Annotated in this window: 12 protein-coding genes; 4 read left to right on the top strand and 8 right to left on the bottom strand. The window is 71.1% G+C overall.

Features of this window, described 5'->3' with window-relative positions; genetic code table 11:
- Positions 1–8: 8 nt before the first annotated feature.
- The gene (locus ACTOQ1_RS13930) at positions 9–857 is read right to left on the bottom strand and encodes a LysR family transcriptional regulator (RefSeq protein WP_440067605.1); all 849 of its coding nucleotides are present in this window, start codon (positions 855–857) and stop codon (positions 9–11) included.
- Here ACTOQ1_RS13930 and ACTOQ1_RS13925 point away from each other — a divergent pair.
- A complete protein-coding gene (locus tag ACTOQ1_RS13925; RefSeq protein ID WP_440067631.1) occupies positions 768–1,724 on the top strand; it encodes a hypothetical protein in 957 nt (318 codons plus the stop codon). The two genes, ACTOQ1_RS13930 and ACTOQ1_RS13925, sit on opposite strands and share 90 nt — an antisense overlap.
- A 121-nt stretch (positions 1,725–1,845) precedes the next feature.
- Here ACTOQ1_RS13925 and ACTOQ1_RS13920 read toward each other — a convergent pair whose 3' ends face one another.
- Positions 1,846–2,739 carry a serine/threonine-protein kinase gene (locus ACTOQ1_RS13920; protein ID WP_362849110.1) on the bottom strand — a complete coding sequence of 298 codons (894 nt, stop codon included), beginning with the start codon at positions 2,737–2,739 and terminating at the stop codon, positions 1,846–1,848.
- A 25-nt stretch (positions 2,740–2,764) separates the two neighbouring features.
- A complete protein-coding gene (locus ACTOQ1_RS13915) occupies positions 2,765–4,729 on the bottom strand; it encodes an HsdM family class I SAM-dependent methyltransferase (protein WP_440067188.1) in 1,965 nt (654 codons plus the stop codon).
- A gap of 84 nt (positions 4,730–4,813) precedes the next feature.
- Between ACTOQ1_RS13915 and ACTOQ1_RS13910 the strand changes: the two genes are divergently transcribed.
- Positions 4,814–5,617 carry a PP2C family protein-serine/threonine phosphatase gene (locus tag ACTOQ1_RS13910; RefSeq protein ID WP_362679730.1) on the top strand — a complete coding sequence of 268 codons (804 nt, stop codon included), beginning with the start codon at positions 4,814–4,816 and terminating at the stop codon, positions 5,615–5,617.
- 159 nt (positions 5,618–5,776) lie between these two features.
- Here the strand turns inward: ACTOQ1_RS13910 and ACTOQ1_RS13905 are convergent, their stop codons facing one another.
- From ACTOQ1_RS13905 to ACTOQ1_RS13885, 5 genes are all read right to left on the bottom strand, one after another.
- A complete protein-coding gene (locus ACTOQ1_RS13905; RefSeq protein ID WP_440067187.1) occupies positions 5,777–6,607 on the bottom strand; it encodes a phosphoribosylaminoimidazolesuccinocarboxamide synthase in 831 nt (276 codons plus the stop codon).
- A 182-nt stretch (positions 6,608–6,789) separates the two neighbouring features.
- The gene (locus ACTOQ1_RS13900; RefSeq protein ID WP_440067185.1) at positions 6,790–11,871 is read right to left on the bottom strand and encodes a DNA repair ATPase; all 5,082 of its coding nucleotides are present in this window, start codon (positions 11,869–11,871) and stop codon (positions 6,790–6,792) included.
- Positions 11,868–14,039, bottom strand: coding sequence for an SPFH domain-containing protein (locus tag ACTOQ1_RS13895; protein ID WP_440067183.1), 2,172 nt, complete (start codon positions 14,037–14,039; stop codon positions 11,868–11,870). Before ACTOQ1_RS13895 ends, ACTOQ1_RS13900 begins: the two co-directional genes overlap by 4 nt.
- A gap of 13 nt (positions 14,040–14,052) precedes the next feature.
- Positions 14,053–14,667 (bottom strand): hypothetical protein, encoded by a 615-nt coding sequence (locus ACTOQ1_RS13890; protein WP_440067182.1) that lies wholly within the window; start codon positions 14,665–14,667, stop codon positions 14,053–14,055.
- Positions 14,668–15,385: 718 nt separating this feature from the next.
- Positions 15,386–16,147 carry a PP2C family protein-serine/threonine phosphatase gene (locus tag ACTOQ1_RS13885; RefSeq protein WP_440067603.1) on the bottom strand — a complete coding sequence of 254 codons (762 nt, stop codon included), beginning with the start codon at positions 16,145–16,147 and terminating at the stop codon, positions 15,386–15,388.
- A gap of 253 nt (positions 16,148–16,400) precedes the next feature.
- Between ACTOQ1_RS13885 and ACTOQ1_RS13880 the strand changes: the two genes are divergently transcribed.
- Positions 16,401–17,984 (top strand): peptide chain release factor 3, encoded by a 1,584-nt coding sequence (locus tag ACTOQ1_RS13880; protein WP_440067180.1) that lies wholly within the window; start codon positions 16,401–16,403, stop codon positions 17,982–17,984.
- Positions 17,985–18,098: 114 nt separating this feature from the next.
- Positions 18,099–19,079, top strand: coding sequence for a Gfo/Idh/MocA family protein (locus ACTOQ1_RS13875; protein WP_440067178.1), 981 nt, complete (start codon positions 18,099–18,101; stop codon positions 19,077–19,079).
- Positions 19,080–19,231: the final 152 nt, after the last annotated feature.

The following is a 19,231-nucleotide window of genomic DNA, read 5'->3' as shown; positions in this document are numbered from 1 at the left end:
CCTCCGGCTCACCGCCCGAGGGGACCGGTCTCCAGGATGGCCTCGGCCAGGGCGGCGATCAGGGGGGAGTGCCGGGTGCTGTCCCAGGCCAGAACGACCCCGCCCAGCGGGGCGTCGGCGACCGGAACGTAGGTGACGCGGGGCCGCGGGAACAAGGAGGTGATCGCGGGAGGGAGGAACGCCACACCGCGCCCCGCCCGGACGTACTCCACGATCTCCTCTATGTCGTGCACGACGGGCCCGGAGCGGGGCCGGGTCCCGTCGGGGCGTGGGTCGATTCTCCAGAAGGCGTTCCACGCCGGGTCGGCCTCGGCGTCGGCGTAGTGCAGGACGGGCTCGTCGGCGATGTCGTCGATGCTCAGCGAGGTCTTGCCCGCCAGAGGGTGGTCGGCGGGCAGCGCGACGGTGAACGGCTCGTTGTACAGGAACATCGTGCTCAGCCCATCGGAGGCCAGGGGGAGCCGGACGAAGCCGACATCGACGCGGCCGTCGAGCAGAGCCCGGCCGTAGTCCTTCCAGCGCAGGCGTTTGAGGTGGATGATCACGTCGGGGTGGCGCTCGGCGAAGCACCGCAGGGCCGGGGCGGTGTCTATGCCGAGCATGAACCCGACGGTCAGGTGGCGTCCGTCCTCGCCGGCGCGGCGCGCCCTGTCCCGGGCCGCGTGGCTGGCGGCGAGCAGCCGCCCCGCGTCATGCAGGAGCTGCTCGCCCGCGGGAGTGAGGGTGACCTCCCGGCTGGTACGGACGAAGAGGTCGACGCCCACGTCATGTTCCAGTTGCCTGATCTGCCGGGAGAGCGCGGGTTGGGTGATGTGCAGCGCTTCGGCCGCCTGGCCGAAATGCAGCCGCTCCGCCACCGCGATGAAGTAGCGAAGCTTGCGCAGATCAAGATCCATTCGAGCACCACCCCCGCCCTGATCGCGTTCGTCGATGTCTGGAGGGCATCGATGACGTCAGAACAAGCCTTGGACGTATGGCGAAATCTGATTAAAGATTGGTCCAGACGGTATGAGCGGCGCGATGACCAGCTAAAAGCCGTCACGCCTGACCTGTGCCACCTCATTCTCCTCGAGCCTGTCGTGCACGCCGGCGCCGTCGCGGTGAACGCCCCGCTGCCGCCGATCGAGCTCGACGCTCGCGAGGCCGGCCCGGTCGAGGTCATCGGAGTCGTCGCACGTGGGACCCGGCCGTCCGGCCTCGGTTCACTGCTCGGCCTTTACCCCTTCGCCCGCCGCCCAACCGTCCCCGGCCGCGGGACCACGGAGGCGGTCACCGCCCCCGATCAGGGTGCCGTCCGGCCGGAGCGTGGTGTCCGCGCGGCTCCGCGGACACCGCGACGGTGCGGTCGGAATCATCCAGATCACGTGGAGAAAGGGATGCTCGTGAAGAAGGGAAATCTCGCTCGGGTGATCGCGCTCGCTCGTACGAGTGTCACGCTGTGGCTCGGCCTGAGCGTGCTGGGCGCGTCAGGATGCGCGGCCGCGGTCGGTGACGACGCCATGCGGGAATCGACGCCGATCACGGTGAACAGCTGCAACTTCCCGACTTTCGTCCGCCCTGACAGCACGTACGTCACAAGCCTCACCAATTGCTACATCTGCCTGTACGAAGGGATCAGCGCGCACGCCAAATACCCCTGGCGCGACTACTACTGCACCTACAACCCCGGCAGCGACCTGAACGAACTGCATTACGTACCGAAAATACCGGTAAAGGGTGCCTGAGACGTGGGAACAGCACCGGGGGAGCGCCGCCCGGCGCCCTCGGCGGGAAACGCGGGCGAGGACCCGTTCCCGGCCCGCCCGGCGGCGCCACGGGGCCGCGAACCCGTCAGCCCAGGACCCGTCAGCCCAGGACCCGGCCGACCATCCGCGCGTACATCCGTCCCGGGCTCGGCACCGACGACGGGTGCAGGAAGCCGGGAAGCATCGGCAGGTCCACCGCGAAGGGCTGCAGCCGCTCGTAGAGGACGTCGGCGCCCGAGGGGCGGTTGTCGGGATCCTTCTCCAGCAGGTCGGCGACGAGGCGGTTCAGCTCGTCCGGGACGCCGGGCACCTCCGGCGGGCGTTCCTTCACCTGGCGCTCGAACACGGCGTACTCGGTGGGGCCGGTGAACAGCTGGCGGCCCGTCAACATCTCGTGGATCACGCACCCGAGGGCGTAGAGGTCGCTGCGGGGACCGGACAGGCCGCGCTGGATCTGCTCGGGCGCCATGTACGACGGGGTGCCGAGGATCTGGCCCACCCGGGTGAACTGGGTCGAACCGGACTCGCGGAGCACGGCCAGGCCGAAGTCGAGGACCTTCACGCTCCCGTCGGGGCAGAGCATCAGGTTGGTCGGCTTCAGATCGCGATGGTAGATCGACAGCGCGTGGGCGGCCGTCAGCACCGCGCAGGCCTGCGCGGCGATCGCCGCCGCCCACGGCACCGGGAGCGGGCCGTGCTCGCTGACCACGTCGGCCACGGTGACGCCCTCGATGAACTGCATCACCTGGAACAGCCGCTGGTCGAAGGTGCCGAAGTCGTACAGGACCGGAGCGCCGGGGTGCTCCAGCCTGGCCAGGATGCGGGCCTCGCGCAGGAAGCGCCGCTTCAGCTCCTCGTCGGGGCCGGTGAGGAACTTCAGGAACTTGACGGCCACCCTGCGGTCGAGATGCTTGTCGTGGCCGCCGTAGACGGCCCCCATGCCCCCCTGGCCGAGAGGAAGGTCGTCGAGCACGTATCGGTCGCCGATGACCATCGACCCTCCCATGGACCTGCGGGCGTCACGCCCCTTGGTCGCACGGCCGGAGATGGCCGTCGACCAGTCCGTCAAAGCCTAGCCGGAGCAGCGTTTCCCCCAGCGTCCGCGTTTCGCGCAGTCTGTCCTCCAGGTCGAACAGCTCGCGGAAGACCGTACCGTACATCCGCTGGTCGGACAGGGGCAGCATGGGCACCCGCGCCCGTCGCACGTCGAGGCGGCTGGAGCTGGGATGGATCCTCGCCGCGTCGGCCGAGCGCAGGAACCCGGCCAGGAATCCGGAGTCGAGCCGCTGCGGGTCGACCCGGTAGAGGGTGAGCTGCGGGCCGAGCGCCGCGCCACCGTGGGTGATCACCCTGACCGCGCCCAGCGCGGTGGTCACCACGTCGCCCGGCCTGATCATGACCAGGGCCGGGTCGAGGGTGGTGCGGCCCGAGGGCGGCACGCCCGCCGCGGTGTCGTCGGCGGTCAGCACCGGAAGCGGGCCCTCGTCCGCGGACATCCTCGCCGGCGCCTGCAGGATCGTGATCAGCCCGGCCTTGGCCAGCTCGCCGACCGTGGTGGTCGGCAGGTCCTGCCGCTCGGCGAGCGGCTGGAGGGCGGGAGTGGCGTCCGGCAGCAGGGCCGAGGTCTCCTTGAACCTGGTCAGGGCGTCGGTGAAGTCGCGCAGGAAGTCGAGGCCGCCGTGCTGGGGGCGGTGCCTGGACGGGGCGAGGTCGACCTCGTCGTCGAGCAGGTCGATGATGCGCACCGTCCGGCTCTCCCCGGACAGCTCGGCCTCCGGGTCCTCCACGTACGCGCGCCAGGCGGGTTCCACGATCGACAGGTCCTCGGCGGCGTCCACCACCAGCAGCTGCGACGGCGGACGCCCGCCGTCGGGCCTGCGGAGCATCCACAGGTCGGGGCCGCCGGGCGCCAGCGTCACCACGGCCCGCAGCGCCCCCGTCCTGAGCAGGTTGCCGCGGATCCGCTTGCCGGGACGGCGGCTGGCGGCGGCGGTGGGCATCAGGATCGCCACCAGGCCGCCCGGCCTCACCCGGGCCAGGCAGTGCTGCACCCAGGCCAGCTCCGACTCCCCGCGCGGCGGCAGCCCGTACTCCCAGCGCGGGTCGCCGGCGAGCTCCTCGTGTCCCCAGACCCGCTCGTTGAACGGCGGGTCGCAGACCACGGCGTCGGCGGGCTCACCGGCCAGGCGGTCCTCGCGCAGGGAGTCACCGGCGACGATCCGCGCCTCGGCCCCGCGCAGCAGCAGGCGTACGGCGGTGAGCAGCGCGTTCGTCTCGTTGATCTCCTGCCCCATCAGGACGGTCCCGCGTCCCGCCCGGGCGCTCGTCCCCCCGCCCGCCGAGGCGCCGCCCCGACCGGCCAGGGAGTCCGCGCCCAGCAGCAGTGTCCCGACGCCGCACGCGGGGTCGAGGACGACGCCCCCGTTCCCGGCCGCCAGCCGGACCATGAGCGCGGCCACGTCGTCCCTGGTGACCGGGAGCTGGCGGGAGTGGGCCTCGGCGTAGCGCCCGAACAGGAACTCGAAGACCTCCAGGGGGCCGCGCTCTGCGGCCAGCTCGGCGACCAGCCGGACGAGGGCCAGGTCGTCCAGGCGGAGATCGGCGGAGCCGGGGAGGTCCGTCGTCACCTCGGCCACGCGGGTGAGAGACTTCGTGCCATGATCACGCCAGGCGGTGGGCTCGCGGCGCAGGAACAGCAGGAACGCGCCGACCTTGGCCACCAGCTCGCCCAGCCTGAGGTCGTCGACCGAGGTGCGCATCCGCTGCCAGACCAGGTCGCCGAGCGAGACCTCGAAGGACTTGCCGTTCGCGCGCAACCACACGGCGATCTCGGGCAGGGAGAACAGCGGGCTGGAGGCGGTGCCGCCCACCGGCTGGGGAAAGTCCTCATGGCGGCGGCGCCAGTTGCTCACCGCTGCCCTGCCGACCCCGGCGAGCCGGGCGATGTCGCCCGCGTTCACGGTGATCTCCTGGCTCTCCTCCATGGTGGGCCACAGTAGTTGACTGTGCCGCAACGGTCTACAACGACTTTGCTTGTGAAGTGCTTCAACCAATGATTTACTGCCCTCATGGCACTGAACCAACCACTTGCACTGCGCTACGCGGCCCGCTCGGACGTGGGTGTCCGCCGTGAGGCGAACGAGGACTCGGGCTACGCGAGCGCCCGCCTGCTTGCCATAGCCGACGGCATGGGTGGTCATGCGGGTGGAGAGGTCGCCAGCTCACTTGCCGTCACCGCCATGGCGAAGCTGGACGACACCCTGCCCGCCGGCGGTGTCGACCTGCTCGCCGCGCTCAAGGGCGCCGCCAGGGACGTGAACCACACGCTGCGCGACATGAGCGAGCAGGACCCCACGCTGCGCGGCATGGGCACCACCTTGACCGCCATGCTCTGGGACGGCGCCACCTTCGCCCTGGCCCACGTCGGGGACTCCCGGGCCTACATGTTGCGTGACGGCGCCCTTTACCAGATCACCCACGACCACACCCTGGTCCAGTCACTGGTGGACGAGGGGCGGATCACCCCGGAGCAGGCCGCCGAGCACCCGCGCCGGTCGATGGTGCTGCGGGTCCTCGAAGGCACCGGCGACGGCGAGCTGGACCTGTCGCTGCGCGAGGCCTATCCCGAGGACCGCTACCTGCTCTGCTCCGACGGCCTGACCGCCGTGGTCGGCCCCGAGACCCTGTTCAACACGCTGACCGAGATCTCCGACCCCGACGAGGCCGCCCGCTGGCTCATCGACCTGGCCAACCGGGGCGGCGGCCCCGACAACATCACCTGCGTCGTGGCCGACTTCGGGACGCCCACCGACGCGGCTCCGGCGGGCCCGACCATCGTGGGCGCCGCGGTCGAGCGGAGGCTCTCCCTCTGACCCCCGGCCCCGCGGCCCCGCGGGCCCGATCCCCGGGTCCCGGGGCTCCGGCTCTCCCGGCCTGGCGGGGCCCGAGATGGCTCTCCCGGCCTGGCGGGGCCCGAGAGCCGACCCCCGTCGGCGGGCCTCCTCGCCGGGCGGGCTACGAGCCCGGGGAACTCACCAGGTCTTGCCGGTGATGCGCTCGTACGCCTCGATGTAGCGCGCCCGGGTGACCTCCACGATCTCGGCGGGCACCTCCGGGGCGGGTTCCCGCTTGTCCCAGCCCGTGCCGGTGGCCCAGTCGCGCACGTACTGCTTGTCGAAGGAGAACTGCGGGTGGCCGGGCTCCCACCGGTCGGCGGGCCAGAAGCGGGAGGAGTCGGAGGTCAGCACCTCGTCGCCGAGCACGAGCGTGCCGTCGGCGGCCCGGCCCAGCTCGATCTTGGTGTCGGCGATGATGACGCCCCGCTCCGCGGCGAGCTCGGAGCCGCGCCGGTAGACCTCCAGCGTGATCCGCCTGAACTCCTCGGCGGCCTCCGCGCCCTCCCGGGAGACGACGTCCTCGAAGGAGATGGGCTCGTCGTGCTGCCCGAGCGGCGCCTTGGTGCTCGGGGTGAAGATCGGCTCGGGGAGTTTGGAGCCGTCGACCAGCCCGGGCGGCAGCGGCACGCCCGAGACCGACCCGTGCGCCTGGTACTCCTTCAGCCCGCTGCCGGTCAGGTAACCGCGCGCGATGCACTCGACCTGCACCATCTCCAGCCTCCGGCACCGCACCGCACGCCCCTCGAACTCGGCGGGCACGTCGGTCGCCGAGATCACGTGGTTGGGCACGATGTCGGCGAGCTGCTCGAACCACCACAGCGACAGCCGCGTGAGGATCTTCCCCTTGTCGGGGATCGGGGTGGGCAGGATCACGTCGTACACCGACACCCGGTCGGACGCCACGAGGACGATGTCCCCGCGATCCTCGTAGACGTCGCGGACCTTCCCGGAATGAAGAAGCTTCACTGCGTTCCTTGCTCTCGCTCGACCCGGCGGCCGTCTGCGGGCCGCCGGTCGCTGACCGACACCTGCTCACCGTATTCGACACCCGGCGGAGACCCGCGCCCGCCCTGCCGGACGACCGCCCCCGCCCTCGGGACCGGGGCCGGCCCACCTCGCGGATCTCGGAGGTGGGCCGACCCCGGGTCTCACGGTTCGGGGGACAGACGGTCGGCGGCGTGTTCGATGGCGGTGCTCACCCGGTCGGCCAGCAGGCCGACCGCGCCGACCGCGCGGGTCATCGGGTCGTCCTCGGCGCCGCCGAGGGCCTGGGCGCGAAGGTAGGCGGCCTTCACCTCGGCCCACCGCGCGGCCTGTACGGGGGTCATGGTGCCGCGCAGCTCGGCCAGTTTGAGCAGGTTGGCCTCCGCGCCCGAGGTGAGGGTCTGAGCCTCGCCGAGGTAGTGGTCGTCGATCACGGCCTCCAGTTCGGCGTCGTTCATCACCGGGACGACCCGGGCCGCGAGCTTGTTCATGTTGCGGTACGAGCCCTGGAGCTGGAACGGCGGCTCGGTCCGCGACGCGTCCGCCTGGGCGGCCGAGGCGATGTAGGCCTGGTTGTTGGCCAGCACCACCCGCTGGATCCGCAGCAGCTTGCGCAGCACCGCGAGGACCTGTTCCAGCTCCACCGAGGAGTACGGGTGGGAGAGCTGGTCGGCCCGGACCCCCGAGTCGCCGCGCGCCAGCCGCACCAGGAGGCGGATGTCGCCCCGGTCGCGGGTGGAGAGCGGAGACAGGACCGGATTGGAGGTGAGCGCGTTGTCGATGTAGCTCAGCGCGAACAGTTCGTCGCGCCCCGACAGCACGTCGCCCAGGTTCCACACGTCGGCGCGGTTGGCGAGCATGTCGGGGATGCGGAAGCGCCTTCCCGCCTCGGTGTACGGGTTGCCCGCCATGCAGACCGCGAAGCGCTTGCCCCGCAGGTCGTAGGTGCGGGTCCTCCCCTCCCAGACGCCCTCCATCCGGCGCTGGCCGTCGCACAGGGAGATGAACTTCTGCAGCAGCTCGGGGGAGGTGTGCTGGATGTCGTCCAGGTAGAGCAGGACGTTGTTGCCCATCTCCAGCGCGAAGGAGATCTTCTCGATCTCCTGCCGCGCCGTCGCGTCGGGCGCCTGCGCCGGGTCCACCGAGGTCACCAGGTGGCCCAGGGCCGGGCCGTTGACCTTGACGAAGATCAGCCCGAGCCGGTTGGCCACGTACTCCATGAGGGTGGTCTTGCCGTAGCCCGGCGGGGAGATGAGCAGCAGCATGCCCATCTGGTCGGTCCGCTTGGCGTCCCCCGCCGCGCCGAGCTGCTTGGCCAGGTTGTCGCCGATCAGCGGCAGGTAGACCTCGTCGAGCAGCTGGTTGCGGACGAAGGCGGTCATCACCTTCGGCCGGAACTCCTCCAGCCTCAGCCGCTCGCGCTCGGCCGCGACCAGCTCGTTGCGCCGCCGCTGGTAGGCGCGGTAGGCGGGGACGCGGTGATCGCGGAAGTGCCGGGTCCTGGCGAGGAACTCGTCCAGGCGCAGCTCCATCGCGCGCCCGGAGACGCGGGGGTGCGCGCCGAGCAGCCCCTCGACCGTGGCGGTCAGCGCCGCCGAGGAGTCGTGCCGCGCCACCTCGCACAGCAGTACGGCCACCGCCTCCACCAGCTCCGCCGATCCGGCGCCCGAAGCCCGTCCCGCGCCCGAGGCTCCCGGTTCCGGCACGGAGCCCGTACCCGCTCCCGGGCCTGAACCCGGAGCGGACCCCGAGCCCGAGCCCGAGGTCGAGACGTCGAAGGCGGAGAGCCACGCCTCGGCCAGGCGGTGGCGTGCGGCGAGGTCGTCGCCGAGCGCCCGCAGGTCGTCCTCGAACTCCGCGCGCGCGGGCCCCAGCGCCCGGTCGAACCGGTCGAGCAGCGACCGCGCCCCCGCGCTCGTCACGAACCCGAACGGCTTGCCCGGCAGCTCCTCGAAGAGATACTCCCCGGCCAGCTCGAAGACGTCCGTGTCTCCAGCGTCTCCAGCGTCTCCCGTGTCGCCGTGCAGACCCCTGCTGAAGGACGCGATCGCGGAGCCGAGGGCGGCGCGGGTCTCCTCCACCGCCTCCACCCTGCCGAACAGGGTCCGTGCCCGTACGAGCGACGTCGCCCGGGTGGTCCACGCGGCCCGGGCGGCCTCGTCGGTGCCGAAGGCCCAGAAGAGCTGGGCGGCGGCCCTCGCGGCGGGCGGGTAGCGCAGCAGCCCCGCGCCCGCGTGCAGGCGGAGCGCGGCCTGGAGGATCGCGGTGGCGTCGTGGTCGTGGACGCCGCGCTCGTAGCCCTCGTCGTACCGGGCCTCCGCCACCCGGCGGACGATCTCCAGCAGCTCCCCGCCGGTCACCGCGGCCTCGTGCAGCGCGTCCAGGGACACCGGGGCCCCGCCGGTGCCGGGGGACAGCGGCGTTCCGGCCTCGGCGGCGGCAAGGATCGAGGCGGCCAGGTGCTCGCCCCGGTAGACCTCGGGCGACTCCGAGACCGTCAGCTGGTTCCAGAACGGCCGGGTGTCCTCGAAGGCCGCGTCGCGCACCGGGGAGCGGTAGTCGGTCCCGGTGACGGCGAACGCCATCCGGTCCTCGTGCGGGACCAGGGTGAGGTCGGCGGGCTGGGTGTTGACCGCGAACAGGTGACGGCCGAGCCGGATCGTCTCCCCGCCGTCGGTGTAGAGGTCGAGCCGGTCGCGCAGGGCGCGGCCCGCCTCCTGGCGGGCGGACTTGATCCGGCCCTCGAGCTCCTCCGCGCGGACCTGGTCGCCCAGCGCGCGCAGCTCCCCGGCCACGCCCCTCAGCTTGAGCACCATCGGGTCGGACCCGAAGTAGGTGTTGACCTCGTCCAGCGACGCCAGCCCGGCCACCCGCCGCCGTACGCTCGACAGGATCCGCGTGGCGGAGTCGGCGAGCCGGTCGGCGCGGCGGGCCCGCTCGTCGAGCAGCGCCTGGCGGCGCGAGGAGAACGCCTCGTAGACGTCCTCCCGTTTGGCGGCCAGCTGCCCCAGGAAGTCGTCGAACTCGGCGAAGCGCGACTCCAGGTTCTCCAGCTGGAGCATCAGGCGGCCCAGCTGCTCGTCGCAGCGCTCGGGGGTGTCGGACATCGCCAGCGCCCCGGTGATCGCCTGCCCCAGCAGGGCGTACTCTGCCGCGAAGGCCGCCCGCCCCTCACCGGCCAGCAGCTCCCCGCGCCGGGCCTCCAGCGTGGCGCGGGCGCGGTTGACCCCACCGAGCACCTCGCCGACCCGTTCCAGGATGGCGGTCCGCACGGTGGCGTCGGCGATGTCGAGCGTGCCGACCACCTCGACCACGATCTCCAGGCCCCGGGCCTGCCGCTCCAGCCGCTCGCCGATCGGCCCGGCCTCGGCCACGGTCGCGATGGCGCCCGCGTCGGAGACCAGCCGCTCGACCTCCGCGTGGTATCCGGCGAAGGCGTCGTCGCCCCGCAGGAATCCCGCCGCGCGCTGCGCGCTGCTGTCCAGCTCGGCCGCCAGCTCCGTGTCGAGCGCGTCGATCCTGGCCGTGTCGACGTGGCGCAGCTCGCGCAGGGTCACCAGGTGTCCCTGCGACCGCCGCAGCTCCGACAGCCGGTCGACCCAGCCCTGCGCGGACCTGGGCGCCTCGCCGCGCGCGTGCCGTACGAGCGCGGTGACCTCGGCGGCGGCGCCCTCCAGCGCCTCGGCGGCCTGCCGGGTGAGCGACTGGACCTTCTCGAACTCGTCCAGCACCTGCTCGGCGGTGGCCCGCAGGTCGGCGAGCGGGCCGCGCAGCCGGTGCTCGCCCAGCCAGTGGTAGTGGTCGAAGACCCGGGCGCAGGAGGCGATCAGCGCCTCGAAGACCGGGACGGACGGCGCCATCTCCTCGACCATCCGCGCCACCGACAGGCAGTCGGAGATGCCCCGTACCAGCTCCGCGTTGCCGATCCGCTCCAGCGGCCCGGTGCCGACCGGACGCCCGGCGGCGTGGAGGTCCGACTGGTAGGCCGTCTGCCAGACCTGCATGGGGTGGACGCGGGTGGGCTCGTCGGAGGTGGCCCTGAAGACGACCAGCGTGCCGTCGTCGAACAGCGAGTACCCGTGGCAGGACAGCGGCGTCTCCACCTGCTTGCGGATCACGTTGTACGGCAGCAGCAGCGACCGCCCCTCGACGCGGGCGTGGAAGACGTACAGCACGTCCTCGCCGTTGGGGGAGCGGATGACCCGCTCGAACTCCAGCTCGGACACGTCGGTGTCGAACGTCTTGCTGACCCCGGTGGACAGGTAGTAGCCGCCGGGGAAGATGATCCCCTGGTCCTCGGGCAGGCGCTGGCAGGCCTGTCCGATGCCGTCGAGGCGGACCACGCCCTTGGTCCGGGTGTTGAACACCAGGTGCCGCCACTCGGGCTCCTTGTACGGCCGCACCCGCAGCAGGATCAGCGGGCCGATCCTGGCGTGGTGGACCTCCGCGTCGGCGAGGCTCTGCAGCGGCTCCGCGACGGGTTCGCGGTAGACGCCCTCCCCGGTCTCGGTGTTGTTCTCGATCTTGATGGTGAGGTCGCCGCCGACGGTCTCGACGAACACCTCGCCCTCGATCGAGATGTGCGGGTGGCGGCCCGTCACGTGGTCGTCGCGGGTGGCCGGGATCCACTCGAAGTCGTGCGAGGGCGGGAACGTGTGGTCGCGCTCCCCCCGGTCGTCGATGTAGGAGAGCGTGCCGTCCGTTCCGACCTGCCAGCGCAGCACGCGGGTGTCCTGCGGGCCGGTCTGGAAGACGGCCAGCATCTTGCCCTCGACACGGCGGAGCTGGAGCAGCCGGGTCTCCCGGTAGTACCGGTAGAGCTCGGCGAAGTCCCGCTCGAAGCGCGGGTCGCGGAACATCGGCGCTGGGTCGAACCGGAACGCGTTCCCGCTCTCCCCGCCGTCCCCGCCGTCCCGGACGAACGTGTGCACGGAGAAGACGTCCTCGACGGTCGTCTCCGGCTTCATCCCGATGAACACGTTGTAGCCGAAGAGCATGAGCCCGCCGACCGACACGATGTCGCGCGGCACGCAGTTGTTCTCGGTGCGTATCCGCTCGGTGCCGACCAGGCGCAGCTCGGTCCCGCCGAACACCGCCAGGCGCTCGGCGTTGAGCGCGTCGGACTGCCGGGCCAGCTCGGCGGCCTGCTCGGCCAGCCGGGCGCGGAGCACCTCGTAGGTGCCCGCGTCCAGCCCCGCCCCCTCGCCGGGGGCGCCGGTGACGGCCTCCGCCGTGGAGGACGTCACTGCTTGGCGGAACCGGCGGAGTTACCGGCGGAGTTGCCGGTTGAGTTGCCGGTTGAGTTGCCGGAGCCGGCGGCGCCGAGCGCGGCGACGGGGACCTCGGTCGTGGTGGCCGCCTGGGCCTCGCCCAGCAGGCCGCGCAGCCTGTCCGCGTCGGGACCGCCTTCCTTGATCATTTTCATCAGCAGCGCGGACAGCGAGAGGTTGCGCACGTCGGCGGTGTCGATCGAGCCGAGGACCCTGCCCAGGTCGGCGGGGAGGCTCGCCGAGCCGTCCAGGTACGGCCCGGCCAGCGTGCGGGCGACGTCGGAGTTCTCCACGAAGCCGTCCACGGCCTTGCCCATGGTGATCGAGCTCATCAGCCGGTCGAAGAACACGGTGTCGCCGCCGACGATGTCGATGTTGGCCTTGGACAGCCCGGCCGACACCACGGAGGCCTGCGCCTCGGCGATCTTGAGCTGGACGTTCACCCCTGCGAGGCGGATCTCCTTCTCGGCCTCCAGCCGCAGGCGGTACTCCTCGTGGGCACGGGTCGCGTCGGTGAGCGCGGCCATCGCCGCGGCCTTCTCGGTGAGACCCTCGGCCTCGGCCTTGAGCTTCTCGCCGACCGTCGCGGCGGCGGCCAGCGCCATCGCCTGCTCGCCCTCGGCCTCGGCCTTCAGCTTCTCGCGCACCGCGGTGGCCGCGGCGTGGGCCCTGGCCTGCTCGCCCTCGGCGACCGCCAGCGCCTTCTCCCGCTCGACGGCGGCCTCGGCGCGGCCGACCTTCTCGATCGCCGCGGCGTCCCGCTCGCGTACCTGGACCTCGGCCAGACCGGCGGCGGCCGTCTCGGCCTGGACACCCTCGGCAAGACGGATCTTGGCGCGAGCGTCGAGCTCGGCCGCCTGCTGCCGCGACTCGGCCAGCACCAGCGCCTCGCGCGCCCGGTGCTTGGACGCGGCCTCGGAGGCCTCGGCCGCCTTGATGTCCTTGACCAGGCTCTCCTGCGCCTCGGCCTCGGCCTGGATGATCACGGCCTGGCGGGTCCGCTCGGCCTCCTCGACCACGCGCAGGCGCTTGATGCTCTCCTCCTGCTCGGCGACCGTCTTCTCCACCACGATCCGCTCGCGGATCACCTCGGCGATGGAGCGCTTCTCGCCCTCCAGCTCCTTGTCCTTGGAGATGCGCGACAGCTCGGTCTCGCGCTCGCGGGCGATGACCTCCAGCAGCCGGTCCTTCTCGATCCGCTCGGTCTCGATGGCGAGGACCCGCTCGCGGTTCTTCGCCGCCACCGCGATCTCGCGGGCCTGGTTCTCCTGCTGGACGCCGAGCTGCTCGTCGGTACGCAGGTGGGCGGCGTGCGCCTTGAGCCGCTCCTCGGCCTGGACCTTGGCGGTCTCCGCCTCCTCGCGGGCGCGCATGGTCTCGACCTCGCGCTTCTGCTTGGTCTCCGCGTCGGCCTGGCGGCGCTCCAGCTCCAGGATGGCCTCCCGCGCGTCCACGTTCTGGCGGGTGATCTCCTTCTCCTCGCGCCGCTGGAACTCGTTGGTCCGCACGTGCTCGATGGCGGTCAGCTCGGTGATCTTCCTGATGCCCTGCGCGTCGAGGATGTTGTTCTTGTCCAGGGAGAGCAGCGAGGTCTGCTCCAGGTAGTCGATGGCCGCGTCCTCGAGGCTGTAGCCGTTGAGGTCGGTGCCGATGACCTGGATGATCTGGTCGCGGAACTGGTCGCGCTGGGTGTAGAGGTCCACGAAGTCGAGCTGCTTGCCGACCGTCTTGAGCGCCTCGGAGAACTTGGCGTTGAACAGCTCCTGCAGCGTCTCCTGGTCGCTCGCCCGCGCGGTGCCGATGGCCTGGGCGACCTTCACCACGTCCTCGACGGTCTTGTTGACCCGGACGAAGAAGGTGATGCGGATGTCGGCGCGGATGTTGTCGCGGCAGATCAGGCCCTCACGGCCGGTACGCGCGATCTCGATGGTCTTCACCGAGATGTCCATCAGCTCGGCCTTGTTGAAGACGGGCAGCACGACGGCCCCGGTGAAGGTGACGTCGACCTTGTTGATCTTCGAGATGATCAGGGCCTTGCCCTGCTCCACCTTGTGGAACAGCCGGCTGATCATGAAGAGCACGGCGATGACGACGAGGAGGACGACGGCGAGGAGAATGCCGAGCCCGGTGGAGATGACGTCCAATGTGGTCCCTCGGTTAAATAGGACGATCAGGGTCGAGTTCCGCGTCGTACGGCATCACCCAGAAGAATTCGCCGGGGGAGTCATAGGCGAATATCAGGGCGACGCTGCCGGCTGCGAAAACCTCGTCGCCGGTCTGCCGTACTTGAACGAGAGCGGAGGAGCCGTCGGCGGACGTGACCTCGGCCTGGCCGAAGGTGCGGCCGACGCGGCTCGTGCGGACGACGCACACGCGGCCCACGAAGTCGGCGCGGGAGGGGACGCGCTCCTTCGGGACGAGACGCCGAAGTGACAGGACGACGAGGCGGGTACACGCCCAGGCGCAGACCAGTGCCGCGACCAGTACCGCGACCAGGGCGGGGGTGCTCGTGAACAGCGTGCCGCCCACGAGGCTCGCGAACCACGCGACGACGACCAGTAGGGAGACGGCCACCGCGGCGGGGACTCCGCCGAGTCCCAGACCGCTCAGGAGGCCGGTGGCCCCCGTCGCCTCGGACCCGTCACCGTCGCCACCGCCGTCGAACCCGAACACCCCGGACACGACGAGCACCCAGTACGCGATGATCACCAGGAGCAGGAACGTGAACAGGACGGTCGGAAAAGACAGCGCGGCATCGACGAACTGGCCCATCGGCGTGTGAGATCCCCCTGCCGGCATACCGGAACGTGCTCCCCCGAGCACGTGTAGGTGACTATATACAGATAAAGTTCTGTTAAAGGGAATAGTTCCCAAAGCGGGAAAATATCCGCATGGATTTCTCGCCCGCAGGGGCTGTCGGCGCGCGGAACTCACCCGGCCACCACCCGAGGCGCGAAGGCAGGGCGCGGCGGGGCATGGAGAAGCTAGGGCCCGGAGAACACGGAGAAGCGGAGGAGCGGGAGCGGGGCTCCGCGTCCTCGGCCCTGTCCCGGAGAGCCGCCCCGGGAGGTCAGGCGGGGCGGGTGATCATGTAGGCGAGACCGACGAGGATCACGACGGGAATGAGCCACACGATCGCCTCGATGGCGAACTCCTTGTACATGAGGAACATCCCTCCGGAGCGGTGATCGGCGAGGAGCGCTGATTTCCGACGATAGCCGCTGTCTCCGGCGGCGACCAGAACCCGGCGCGCACCGGGTCGCCCGCGACGAGAGACCGGTCCCTCACAGAGACCGGTCCCTCACAGAGGCCGGTCCTTCACAGAGGCCGGTCCTTCACAGAGGCCGGTCCTTCACAGAGGCCGGTCCTTCACAGAGGCCGGTCCTTCACAGAGGCCGGTCCTTCACAGAGGCCGGTCCTTCACAGAGGCCGGTCCTTCACAGAGGCCGGTTCCCGCGAGGAGCCCCGGTTCCCGCGAGGGGGGCGGCCGTTACGAGGGGGCGGCCGAGCCGACCACCACCGGGGTGTCCGAGAGTTCCCCCTCGACCACGTCGGCGACCACGCAGGTGATGTTGTCGGGACCTCCCGCGTCGCAGGCGAGCGCGATCAGCTGACGCGTCACCTCGTCGAGGTCGTCGACCTCGGCGAGCACCTGGCGGAGCCGCTCGGCGTCGACCACCCCCGACAGCCCGTCGGAGCAGAGCAGGTAGCGGTCGCCCAGCTCGGCGTCCCGGAGGGAGAGGTCGAGCTCGAGGTTGTCGCCGCCGTCGAGGACCTGCAGCAGGATCGACCGGTGCGGGTGGCGGGCGGCCTCCTCGGCGGTGATCCGGCCGTCGTCCATCAGCGTCTGGACCAGGGTGTGGTCGTAGGTGATCTGGTAAAGATCGCCGTTGCGCAGGAGGTAGGCGCGGGAGTCGCCGATGTGGGCCAGGGCGACGCGGGAGCCGTTCCAGAGCATCAGGGTCAGGGTGGTGCCCATGCCGGTGAGCGACGGGTCTTCCTCGACCAGCTCGCGCAGGCGCTGGTTGGCCTTGCGGACCCCGGCCTCGGCGGCGGCGGCGAGGTCGCCGGGGCACTCCTGGTCCAGGGACGCGACGGTGGCGATCGCCGCCGAGCTGGCGACCTCCCCGCCCACGTGGCCGCCCATCCCGTCGGCGACGGCGAGAAGCCGGGCGCCCGCGTAGGCGGCGTCCTCGTTGCCTTGCCGGATCCGGCCGACGTCGGAGCCTGCCGTATAGCGCAGCGTGATCATCTGCACATCACTAGATCGTCGAGTTGCACGAGCTGAGCCGCTTTCGGACAGTTGGGATGGGCATAGGGCGAACCGAGATGTTCCACGATCCACTTAACACCATGGTGGCGCAAGCGGCCTGGGGAAGTGTTGCCACATCTGTTGACACCTGTGGTGGCGCGTAAGCTGGTTTCGGTGCCACCCGACCGCCCCTTCAGTGCCCCCCGCACTGTGCCCGAAGTACCCCACCTTACGCATCGCTAGGAGATCAGTAATGGCCGCGATCCTTCAGGAGGCGGCTCGTCGCCGCACGTTCGCGGTGATCAGCCACCCTGACGCGGGTAAGTCGACCATGACCGAGGCGCTGGCGCTGCACGCCTCCGCGATCAGCCAGGCGGGCGCGGTGCACGGCAAGTCCGGGCGGCGCGGGGTCACCTCCGACTGGATGGAGATGGAGAAGGCCAGGGGCATCTCCATCACCTCGGCCGCGCTCCGGTTCGAGTACCGCGGCCACATGTTCAACCTGGTCGACACCCCCGGCCACGCCGACTTCTCCGAGGACACCTACCGGGTGCTCGCCGCCGTCGACTGCGCGGTCATGCTGCTCGACGCGGCCAAGGGCATGGAGCCGCAGACCCTGAAGCTGTTCGAGGTCTGCCGGCACCGCCGCATCCCGGTGATCACTTTCGTCAACAAGTGGGACCGGCCGGGGCGCGAGGCACTGGAGCTGCTGGACGAGATCGAGGAGCGCACCGGCCTGAAGCCCACGCCGATCACCTGGCCGATCGGCACCGGCGGCTTCTTCCACGGGGTCGCCGACCGCACCGCCGACCGGATCGTCCGCTACACCCGCACCCCCGGCGGCGCCACCAAGGCCATCGAGACCGACCTGAGCGCCGAGCAGGCCCTGGCGGAGCTGGGCGGCGACTGGGAGCGGGCCAAGGACGAGATCGACCTGCTCTCCGCGATCGGCGCCGACCACGACCAGAAGACCTTCGAGGCGCACGAGTCGACCCCGGTGCTGTTCGGGGCCGCGCTGTCCAACTTCGGCGTCGGCCGCCTGCTGGACGCCATGGTCGACATCGCCCCCGCCCCCACGCCCCGCCCGGACGTCGCCGACGACCCGCGCCCGCTGGAGGAGCCGTTCTCCGGCCTGGTCTTCAAGGTGCAGGCCAACATGGACCCCTCGCACCGTGACCGCATCGCCTTCGTCCGGGTCTGCTCGGGCAGGTTCGAGCGCGGCATGGTGCTCGTCCACGCGGCCACCGCCCGCCCGTTCGCGACCAAGTACGCCCAGTCGGTCTTCGGCCAGGAGCGCGCCACGATCGACGAGGCGTACCCCGGCGACGTCGTCGGCCTGGTCAACGCCAGCGCCCTGCGTCCCGGCGACACGCTCTACGACGGCCCGCCCGTCGAGTTCCCGAGGATCCCGAGCTTCGCCCCCGAGCACTTCTCCACGGCCAGGGTCCGCGACTCCAGCCGGTCCAAGCAGTTCCGCAAGGGGATCGAGCAGCTCGACGCCGAGGGCGTGGTCCAGGTGCTCCGCTCCGACGTCCGCGGCGACCAGTCGCCGGTGCTCGCGGCGGTGGGCCCGATGCAGTTCGACGTGGTCAAGCACCGGATGGCCGCCGAGTTCAACACCGAGATCCTGATGGACCGGCTCGACTTCGGCATCGCCAGGCTCACCGACGCCGAGTCGGCGCCGCTCCTGGCCCGCCAGCGCGGGGTGGAGGTCTTCACCCGCTCGCTCGACGGTGCCCTGCTGGCGCTGTTCACCGACGAGTGGCGCATGCGCGGCGTGATGCGTGACAACCCCGACCTGGTGCTGAACGCCCTGCTCGCCGACACGCGCGGCTGACCTCCCCGCGGGGAGCGCGGGTCGCGTGAGGTGAGGCGGGTCGCGTGACGTGAGACGGGGAGGTCCGGGTACCGGGGGCCTCCCCGTCAGGCTTTCGTGGTGAGATATGTCGTTATGAGCGCGATTAAGTGGGGAATTCTGGCGACCGGCGGCATCGCCGCGTCCTTCACCGAGGACCTGAAGCTCCTGCCGGACGCCGAGGTGGCCGCGGTGGGATCGCGGTCGAAGGAGTCCGCGCGGGCCTTCGCCGACCGGCACGCCATCCCGCGGGCCCACGGGAGCTGGGCGGAGCTGGCCGCCGACCCCGACGTGGACATCGTCTACGTCGCCAACACCCAGAACGCCCACTACGACGCCGTACGGACCTGCCTCGAAGGAGGCAAGGCCGTACTGTGCGAGAAGGCGTTCACCCTCAACCGGGCCGAGGCCGCCAAACTGGTCGACCTCGCGCGGGAGCGGGGCCTGTTCCTGATGGAGGCCATGTGGACGCGCTGCATCCCGGCCGTCCGCAAGATCATGGAGCTGGTCGAGGGCGGCGCCGTCGGCCCGGTCCAGACCGTCCACGCCGACTTCGGGTTCTCCGTCTCCGTCCCGCCCGAGCACCGGCTCCGCAACCCGGCGCTGGGCGGCGGCGCCCTGCTCGACGTGGGCGTCTACCCGATCTCCTTCGCCCACATGCTGCTCGGCGCTCCCGCCGGGGTGCGATCCTGGGCGCGGCTGACCCCCGAGGGGGTGGACGAGAACACCGGCGTGCTGCTCGGCTACGACAGCGGGGCGGTCGCCCTGCTGTCCTGCGGCATCACCACGCACAGCCCGGTCGCCGCGTCCATCTCCGGCACGCTCGGCCGGATCGAGCTGCCGGGCCCGTTCTTCCGCCCCGACACCTTCACCCTGCACCCGACGGAGGGTGAGCCGGAGACCTTCCACGTCCCCTTCGAGGGGAAGGGCATGCTGCACGAGGCGACCGAGGCCATGCGCTGCCTGCGCGAGGGCCTGCTGGAGAGTCCGCTGATGCCCTGGCAGGCGACTCTCGACGTGATGGGCGTCATGGACGAGGTCCGCTCGCAGGTGGGTGTCCGTTTTCCCGGTGAATAACTGATCCGGGTGCGTGAGACGTTTCCCTTCCCGCTTGCCGTGAACGATTCCCTTCCCGCACATCTGAGGTGTTTCCCGGGGGTGCGGGTGGGGCGTTTTCCGGGTGTGCTCGGTGTGGTTGTTGTCGGTGCTCGCTGCGGTGGGCGGGTGTT

Source organism: Streptosporangium sp. OZ121 (assembly GCF_051918885.1).
In the GTDB taxonomy this organism is placed as follows: domain Bacteria; phylum Actinomycetota; class Actinomycetes; order Streptosporangiales; family Streptosporangiaceae; genus Streptosporangium.
Note: the sequence above shows the minus strand (reverse complement) of the source record. Positions and strands in the feature narration are given on the sequence as shown.